The 9,523-nt window shown below is 39.2% G+C and carries 4 protein-coding genes and 2 pseudogenes; all 6 read left to right on the forward strand.

From position 1 onward, the window contains the following. Positions 1-1,270, forward strand: a 1,270-nt coding sequence (locus K6G87_RS19065; protein WP_330669955.1) for an RNA-guided endonuclease InsQ/TnpB family protein, incomplete at its 5' end; no start/stop codon positions are given. Positions 1,271-1,694: 424 nt separating this feature from the next. Next, positions 1,695-4,058: a glycosyl hydrolase 115 family protein gene (locus K6G87_RS19070; protein WP_296840846.1), complete on the forward strand. Its 2,364-nt coding sequence runs from the start codon at positions 1,695-1,697 to the stop codon at positions 4,056-4,058. Between the two features lie 180 nt (positions 4,059-4,238). After that, positions 4,239-6,302 carry a beta-galactosidase gene (locus K6G87_RS19075; RefSeq protein ID WP_296840849.1) on the forward strand — a complete coding sequence of 688 codons (2,064 nt, stop codon included), beginning with the start codon at positions 4,239-4,241 and terminating at the stop codon, positions 6,300-6,302. A gap of 167 nt (positions 6,303-6,469) precedes the next feature. Further along, positions 6,470-8,215 carry a GGDEF domain-containing protein gene (locus K6G87_RS19080; RefSeq protein WP_296840851.1) on the forward strand — a complete coding sequence of 582 codons (1,746 nt, stop codon included), beginning with the start codon at positions 6,470-6,472 and terminating at the stop codon, positions 8,213-8,215. A 34-nt stretch (positions 8,216-8,249) separates the two neighbouring features. Further along, a pseudogene (locus K6G87_RS20025) lies at positions 8,250-8,645 on the forward strand ((deoxy)nucleoside triphosphate pyrophosphohydrolase); the annotation flags it as partial. Between the two features lie 75 nt (positions 8,646-8,720). Then, a pseudogene (locus K6G87_RS20030) lies at positions 8,721-9,227 on the forward strand (class I SAM-dependent methyltransferase); the annotation flags it as partial. Between the last annotated feature and the right edge of the window lie 296 nt (positions 9,228-9,523).

A 9,523-nucleotide genomic window follows, 5' to 3' on the forward strand; every position in this document is an offset into this window, starting at 1 on the left:
TGAGAAAGGAAAATGCTATATGTATCTTACAGTAAAACAACAGGTAAAACATCTGTCCAAAGAAGATTATCATTCTATAAAAGAACTGTGTCATGCTGCTAAAAACCTGGCTAACGAAGCTATCTATAATGTAAGGCAGTATTATTTTACTGAAGGTAAGTTCTTAAAATATGAGAAAAACTATGCCCTGTTAAAAAACAGCCTTAATTATAAAACGCTAAATTCAAATATGGCACAGCAGATACTTAAAGAAGTTGACGGTTCGTTCAAGTCATTCTTTGGGCTTTTGAAGCTTGCAAAGAAAGGCAAATACTCTTTCAGGGACTGCAAGATCCCGCATTATCTTCCTAAAGATGGATACACGACCCTTGTCATAGGTTTCGTCAGGCTCAGTGGCAATAAGCTGATACTCCCATTTTCCAACAGTTTCAAAAAGACACATAAATCTGTAGAGATAACGATACCGCCTGTACTGCTTGATAAAAAAGTAAAAGAGATACGTATAATCCCAAAAGCCAAGGCAAGGTTCTTTGAGATCCAGTACATATATGTAGCTGAATGTGCTCAGAGAAATCTAAACACCAACAATGCACTTGCTCTGGACCTTGGGGTGAACAATCTCGTCACTGCGGCATCAAGTGCCGGAAAGACATTCATCATCGACGGGAGAAGGCTCAAATCCATTAATCAGTGGTTCAACAAAGAAAATGCAAGGTTACAGTCCATAAAGGACAAGCAGCATTTCGGGAAAGCACCTACTAACAGACAGAAAGCCATAGCTCGTGACCGCCACAATAAGGTCAACGACTATATGAACAAGGCTGCCCGCAGGGTCATAGATTACTGCATAAGTAATGATATAGGTACACTCATTGCCGGATATAACGAGACATTCCAGCGTAATAGTGGTCTGGGCAGAGAGAACAATCAGAATTTCGTGAACATCCCATTCGGCAGGTTCCGCGAGAAGCTTGAATATCTCTGTGAGCTGAACGGCATAGTATTTGTAAAACAGGAAGAATCCTATACATCGAGAGCATCTTTCTGGGAAAAGGACCCTATCCCCGTATACAATGCCGACAATCCAATGGAATATCAGTTCAGCGGTGAAAGGGTACATCGTGGTCTTTACAGGACAGCGAGCGGTAAGACATTCAATGCCGATGTAAACGGAGCATTGAATATCATGCGTAAAAGTAACGTTGTGGATCTTAGCATCCTATACGATAGGGGCGAAGTGGACACGCCCGTAAGAATAAGGATTGCCTGATTTCAGGTGGAAACTTAAATATCAAACTTCTTAAATAAGACAACAAAAAAGAGACTGTTTAAAGTCTCTTGTCTTTAGAATCCACCTACCTTTAGGTGGGTGGTAGTTCACTAGGTGCGAAGTCTGTAGGATAATTTGAACTTCGCAAGGAGATAAGAGATTACTTATAAGGTGTGAAGTTTGGGTAAGATAACAAAAAATGGTCAATTAAACTAATAATTTAACATAAACTGCAAGGAATGAAGATCTGAAACTGAGGTAAAATAGAAACTGCAGGGATTATGGGTGAGGCTTTAGTGAAGTAGAAACTGAGATGATCAAGTTTTGGCTTGAGTTAAATAAAACTGAGATGATCAAGGCTTGACTTAAGCAAAATCAGAGCTTCAATAAAAAGCCCCAAATTATTAGTAAAAGGACCAGGAAGATGAACACTATTAAGATCAATAGCAATACTAAAATCATATATCAGGATGAAAAAGTTCCAGTTCTTAAAGCAATAGCTGCACTTAGGAGGGATATTGCTAATACATGCAGTAAGACGGAAGATAAGGGGCTTGATATTGTTTTAAAGCATGTAAACTATAATGACGAAAACAAAGGTTATAACAATATAAACAGTAATGATGAGAGCAAATGTTATAACAATATAAATAATAAAATAGATATAGAGAGCTCTGTTCCCTGCGATAAGAATAATTATGAAAGCATGTTAAATACTCACAGTATCAGAGAGTGTTTTACAATAAAGGCAGAGCAGGTTGAAGATCAGAACTGTCTCGTGATCGAGGCAGCAGGTGATCTTGGCTTTATATACGGAATATATCACATAAGCAGAACATTTCTTGGGGTTCAGAATTTCTGGTTTTGGAACGAACAGTTTTTTTCCAAAAAATCTTATTATGAAGTTCCTACTGACTATAAATATGAATCTGTAAAACCAGTAGTAGCGCTGCGCGGCTGGTTTATTAATGATGAGATACTATTTGATGAATGGAAGCCAGAAGGAAGCGAATGCCTGCCTTGGGAGATGGCATTTGAGGCGCTTCTTAGATGCGGCGGCAATATGACTATTCCCGGAACCGACCACAATTCCCATAAGTACAAGGCTTTGGCGAGAGACTATGGCCTTTGGATAACGCATCATCATGCAGAGCCGCTTGGAGCAGAGATGTTTGCAAGGGCTTATCCGGATCTCGAAGCATCTTTTGCCAAATATCCGGAACTTTTCAGGGGCTTATGGAAGAAAGCCATACAAGATCAAAAGGATTGTAATGTCGTATGGAACCTGGGTTTCAGAGGCCAGGGCGACAGGCCATTTTGGGCGGATGACCCAAGCTATGACACTCCTTTGGCAAGAGGCAGGCTTATGAGCGATCTTATCATGGAGCAGTACAATCTGGTAAAAGAGGCTGATCCTGATGCAATCTGCTGTACCAATTTGTATGGCGAAACTATGGAGCTTTACAGGGATGGGTATCTTGATCTTCCAGAAGATGTCATTAAGATCTGGGCTGATAACGGTTTTGGCAAAATGGTTTCAAGGAGGCAGAACAATCATAATCCGAGGGTGTATGCCCTTCCCAAAGAAGATGATAAAGGATCTCACGGAATCTATTATCATGCATCATTTTATGATCTTCAGGCAGCAGCTCAGATGACAATGCTGCCAAATTCTCCGGAGTTTGTTGTAAATGAACTGATGGATGTTATGGCGCATGGAGCGGATGATTTCTGGATCATCAACTGTTCTAATGTTAAGATGCATACCTATTATCTTGATCTTATAGCTAAGCTTTGGCTTGGGGAAAGATTAGAGGAGTCATTACAAATTGCAGACAATCACCGTAAAGCTTTCTGCCTCGATTATTATGGCGAAAAGCTCTATAAAACTGCCGCAGAGCTTTATAGCTTATGGCCCAAGTATTCCGTATCTTACGGACCTAATGAAGATGATCATGCCGGAGAGCAGTTTAGCAATCACGGAACAAGAATTCTTGTAAGTGCCTTCATTTCAAACTTTAACAGGTTTAGTCCGGGCACCACCAAGGCTGATCCGTCGCTTGAATGGATATGTCCTGCCGATCACCTGGTATCGCAGGTTAAGTTCTATCTTGAAAAGTTTGAACAGGGAACAAGAAATTATCAAGAATATCTTAAGCGCTGCCAGGATGAGATTGGCAGGGTTCTTAAGGATTCTGAGGAAACATGCAAGGAGTCCGAGGGAACATTGAAAAAAGATTCTTTGATGATCTTAAATAACTGTGAACAGGATAATTCTATAGAAAACAACTTGAATTTGAAATATAATTGCAAAGCGCTTCAAGATAATCTTGTATATCAGGTTGAATACATGTATTATAGCAACTTGGGTGCGCTTCATGCCTGTAAGGCACTTATGTACTGCCTGGATAATTCTATAAGCGAAAGCTTTTTTGACGCACTTGAAGAAAGTGGAGAAGACGAAACGGCAGATTACCTGTCGGCCTTCTATGAAGCAGGACTTGCTTTTAAAGCGTTCGATCAGGGATACAAGCTTATGAGAGGGCATGAACATGGCATCTGGAAGAATTTTTATAAAAATGACTGTGAAGCGGATATCCGTCAGTCGTCTATACTTATGCAAGGCCTGATGTCTTATTTAAGAGTACTGGGCGATGGACCTCATTTCTACAAATGGCAAAGAAGATTCCAGCAGGGCGCTGGCGGCGATAGGATCCACCTGATTCTGAGATTAAAGGCGCATATTACAGATGAAGAATTATGGAATCTTATGGATCAGAATAGGTAAAACAGCTTGTTGCGGATAAGAGGTGTTGTGATACTAAAAAGGCTTTTTGCGGATAAGATGTAACTTACTACTAACTCTTATCCGCAAAAACTATGTTTATGGCATAGTAGCCTATCCGTAACCTGGCCGCAAAAGTCATAACCTATAAACAAATAATCCAACTTATGGAGGGGATAATAAGTGATTTATAGATTCAAAGAATATGAGAACAAGAAACTACTGCGTAACCACCTCAAGATGGGCGGTGCCAATCCTTCTGGTGAAGAAATAAATGTTACCAGCAAATATTTTGAGAAAGCTGGCAAGCCCTGGATTGGCATCATGGGAGAGTACCACTTTTCAAGAGATAGTCGCGATAACTGGTATAGAGAGCTTTGCAAGATGAAGGCAGGTGGCATAACTATCGTTGCCACTTATCTTTTCTGGATATATCACGAAGAAATCGAAGGAGAGTTTGACTTTACAGGCGATCTTGATATAAGGAAATTCATTGAAGATGCGCAAAGGGCAGGTCTATATGTGATCATAAGAATAGGACCCTGGGCTCATGGAGAGTGCAGAAATGGCGGATTCCCGGACTGGCTCTTACAGAAGGATTATGCACTTAGAGATAACAATGATAAGTACATGGCCAAGGCAAGAACCTGGTATGAAAAGATTTATGAGCAGGTCAAAGGTCTCTTTTATAAAGATGGCGGCAATATAATTGGTATACAGTTTGAAAATGAGCTTGTTGATAACGCGCCTCACCTTCTTGCGCTTAAAAAGCTCGCACTTGAAATAGGATATGAAGCGCCGATCTACACAGTGACCGGTTGGAACAGTAAGTATGGTGCAGAGATACCTGTAGATGACGTTGTACCTGTGTTTGCGGCATATGTAGAAGCTCCGTGGTCTTCAAGTAAAGGAAGACTTCCGCTTTCATCTCACTACGTATTTGATACTACAAGAAATGACTCTGCAATAGGCGCTGATGTTATTAAAGATGAAGGGGCTGCCAGCTGGCTTCTTCCTTATGAAAATTATCCGTATGCTACCTGTGAGCTCGGTGCAGGCCTTCATTCAACGCATCACAGAAGAGTAGTAATATCAGGAATTGATGCTTATGCTTTGTCTCTTGTAAAGCTTGGCTGCGGCAACAACCTCGTTGGCTATTACATGTATCATGGCGGAACCAACAAAATCGGCAAGCTCACAACCTTTAATGAGACCAAAGCTTCGGGTTATCCCAACGATTATCCGATCCTAAATTATGATTTCCACACAGCGATGACATCCTACGGCGAAGTTAGAGACCAGTACAGGTTTCTTAATCTGATCCATATGTTCATAAACGATTTTGGATCAGTGCTTGCCCCAATGGATAATGTCTATTCAGATGCAGAAGTTAAGCCGGATGATCTGCAGTCTCTCAGGTACTGCATGAGAACAGATGGAAAAAGAGGCTTTGTTTTTATAAATCATTATCAGAGACAGGCAAAGCTTGAGGATTTATGTGACGTTGTAATAGATACCGGAAGTGTAGTTTTCCCATCGATTGATGTAAAGGGCGATATATCTTTTTTCATGCCATTTAATTTTGAAACACCTGCAGGTAATTTGGAATATGCAACTGCTCAGCCTCTATGTAAGGCTTTGGATACATATTTCTTTGCTGAAATTGATGGCATAGAGCCTATATTTAAGTTTGATGACGGACAAGTTTTTAGGGATAAGAGCTTTACAAAAGGCGGAATAAGATTCGTGACTTTATCAACTGAGGAGGCTCTATATGCAAGAAAGCTTGGAGAAAAGCTCTATATAGGCGATCACTGCGACATTTATGAAGAAAACGGACAGATAATGTCAGTAGAGCCCGGCAGCTTTAAATATAAAGTATATACACAATCAGGCTTTGAAGAAGCTGAAGTTGTTAAAGAGTTCCAAAATGCAAAGCTTGAAATGACAGAAGTTAAGGAACCTTTTAAGCCAAAGTATCTTGACGAACTTAATCTTGTATCAGAAAGAAAAATCAAGTGGCGAAAGCTTGTAGCTGACAGTCCGGAAGGCTTTGTAGATATAGATTATGTTGGCGATGTAGCCCAGATATATGCAGATAAAAAGATGGTTGCAGATGAATTCTATATTGGTAAGAGGCTTAGGATTCCCGCAAAGCTCATATATGGAAAGGAGAGCTATCTCGCATTTTCAGAACTTAAAGACGATTGTTATATAGAAAGTAAGTCAGAAGATGTATCATCCTAAATGTAATAGTAGCCTTTTTGACCAGAAATGAAGTATACTAAAAATAACGAGCGGATATACAAATGCGTGCTCCTGACGGTATGCTGTATTTGTGTCATCCGGAGCTTGGAACAATAGCTTATAGCATGGAAAATCGATGTTATGTTCTTTTGCCGCGAGGTATATACATGAAGGATGTTAATTTTCACGAGATAATCATATCTAAAAGTGATCAGAAGATTATTTCTGCTGATGCCAGAATTTATGAGGTGTTTGGCAATTATATCACTAAACCGATGAATGAGCTTATCGCGATCGAAGATATGGACATCTATATGAATAATATCAAGAATTGCGATGGTAATTGGTATCCAAGTAAGATAATATGCCCTGATATCATGTACTACACCTATATCAGTGCAGAAAGATATAATGACAAGCTGATAAGACTTACGGTAGTAAATGCTCATAATCTCTTAAATGCGCATTCTACCCTGATGAAGACAATAAATTCGATAAATGCCCAGCTGGGATTGTATGATGATGTGTTTTTTGAATACAATCTGAACGATGAAAGTATAACTGTTTTTAATACGGAGTCTACTGATTTTGATAATGCTAACTACTCACTTTCTGAGTTTGAAGATATCCTTCTTCAAAGAACTGATGATGAACAAAAACAGGCAGTAAGGAGCTTTATATCTCAGGTTAAGGTAGGAGTTGGAAGAAGTACAACGATCATTAAAGGCAATATCCTCAATGACGATGAAAGTGTGACAAGCACTGTATTGGACGAGGGATTCTTTTTCTATGACAAGGATACTGAAGGCGTTGTCGGTCACATACAGCTTAAAAGAATAGGTGAAGCGATCAAGCCAAGTACGATCAAGCACGATTCGCTAACGGGACTTATCGATAAAACTGATATTATAAGGATGGCCAGAGAGCGAATTGATGACAAGAGAATCAAAGGCACCGCACTGGCAATTATAGATGTTGACTTTTTTAAGAATATAAATGACAGCTATGGTCATCAGTTTGGCGATGATGTTATCAAAAAAGTAGCAGATATTATCTCCAATGAAGTTGGTACAAACGGCGTTTCCGGGCGATTCGGCGGCGATGAATTTTTTATCATGCTCTATAATATTGAGACTGAGGGCCAGCTAAGATATTTTCTTAATGGTATTAAGACCAAAGTCAGCGCGACATTTCCAGACAGGGGAATAGACAGGGATAATCCGCTTTCTGTATCAATCGGTGCGTCTGTCTATCCGAGTGATGCGGACAATTATGATGACCTGTTCCTGATAGCCGATCACTGCCTGTATCTTGCAAAGGAAAAGGGAAGAAATCGATATATCATTTATACATTACAAAAGCATGGAAGTCTTGAAGATATAAAAGCTAATCTTCAGAATACTAAAAAGTTAACTGAAAGAGATACATCTTACGGGGATTTTATTGTCAAGATGTTTGACCTTGCTCTTTATGATAAAGGCCTTACTATAGAGCGCTATATGACTGAATTTGCTGATACTTTTGGACTTCAGAGCATAAATCTTCTGGTCGGGCGTCCATTTAGGCATAGATGCGCTGCGGGAAGCGAGGCTGTAAACGATCAGGAAGCGGTAGATTTTGTGCTAAGTAAGATTAACAGTGACGACAAAGACAAGTATTTTTCACTGGGAGATTTTGTGGTTATTAATGACCTTACAACGCTCCCTCCCTATGTCCGCAACATTAAGGAATTTCTGCAGACAAGGCATATTTATTCCCTTATCAATATAAGGTTTTATGATAAGGATCAAAGGGAGTGTATACTCATAATCTCAAGTATAGGCAGAAAGACTAAGTGGAATCATTCTCGTTTTAAGTATTACAGAGCTTTTACTTCACTTTTGTCTTTGTATAGCCTCGGAGAAGATGAGTGATTTAAGTAAAAATATATTAAGAGTGTAAAAAAGTATGAAGATAGTTAATGTTGTCGCTGCCATAATCTGCGATAATTTTGATAAAAAGACCAAAATATTTGCAACGCAGCGTGGTTACGGCGAGTTTAAAGACGGATGGGAATTTCCGGGAGGAAAAATAGAAGAAGGCGAAACTCCCCAGATGGCTCTTGTGAGAGAAATAAAGGAAGAACTGGAAACAACAATTAAAGTTCATGATCTTATAGAAGTAGTGGATTATGACTATGATTCTTTTCACCTTCATATGAACTGCTACTGGGCGAGCATAGAAGAAGGAAAGCTTAATCTTTTAGAACATGAAGCAGCCAGGTGGCTTACGCTGGCAGAATTAAATAGCGTTGACTGGCTTCCGGCTGACAGGATTCTTTTAAAAAAAATCGCAAATAAAATGACAGATGCTAATGTTGAATACTATAATAAAAATGCTGATAGTTTTTTTGAAGGTAGTATTAGCGCTGACATGTCATCAGTCAGAAATAGGTTTGTGAATTATCTTCTTAAAGGTGCCCACGTACTTGATGCTGGATGCGGAAGCGGAAGAGATAGTAAAGCATTTCTTGATCTTGGATATGATGTCACAGCATTTGATGCCTCCAAGGAAATGTGCATTAGAGCTTCGGAGTACATTAAAAGAGATGTTATTAATATGAGATTTGAAGATATCTCTTATGATAATGAATTTGATGGTATCTGGGCATGTGCTTCACTTCTTCATGTTCCTATGGACAATCTGCCTGAAGTCATGCATAAAATGAATAAAGCTTTGAAAAAAGATGGTGTTATGTATGCCTCATTTAAACGCGGAGATGGGACTAAAAGGCGCGGAGAACGTGTGTTTAGTGATTATAACAAAGAAAGCATTATTCCTTTGTTTCAAAATGCGGGCTTTAATATTTTGTACAATGAAGAAGGCTCTGACAGCAGAGCAGGAAGAGAGAATGAGATGTGGGTCAATGTGATCGCAAGAAAATGAGATGAAAATCAGTGTGATCGCAAGAAAATGAGATAAAAATCAGTGTGATCGCAAGATGATGAGATTAAAACCAAGGTAATCACAAGAAAATAGACATTTAAGCATCGTCAATTTTATATAAAAGATGACGATAGAAAAGACAAAATGGGAGAGTAATTGATGCTTGATAAAATTGATGTATTTACTCACAGTAGTATTAGAATAAGGGGAGAGTTTGCAACTGTATATTTTGACCCCTTTCAGATGAAGGAAGCGCCTCATGACGCAGATTATGTGTTTATAACACATGATCATTA

The sequence above is a fragment of the Butyrivibrio sp. genome, from assembly GCF_024699075.1.

Bases quoted from the DNA above. Each gene is read 5' to 3' on its own strand.
- K6G87_RS19080 (WP_296840851.1), top strand. From the start codon at position 6,470: ATGAAGGATGTTAATTTTCACGAGATAATCATATCTAAAAGTGATCAG.
- K6G87_RS19070 (WP_296840846.1), top strand. From the start codon at position 1,695: ATGAACACTATTAAGATCAATAGCAATACTAAAATCATATATCAGGAT.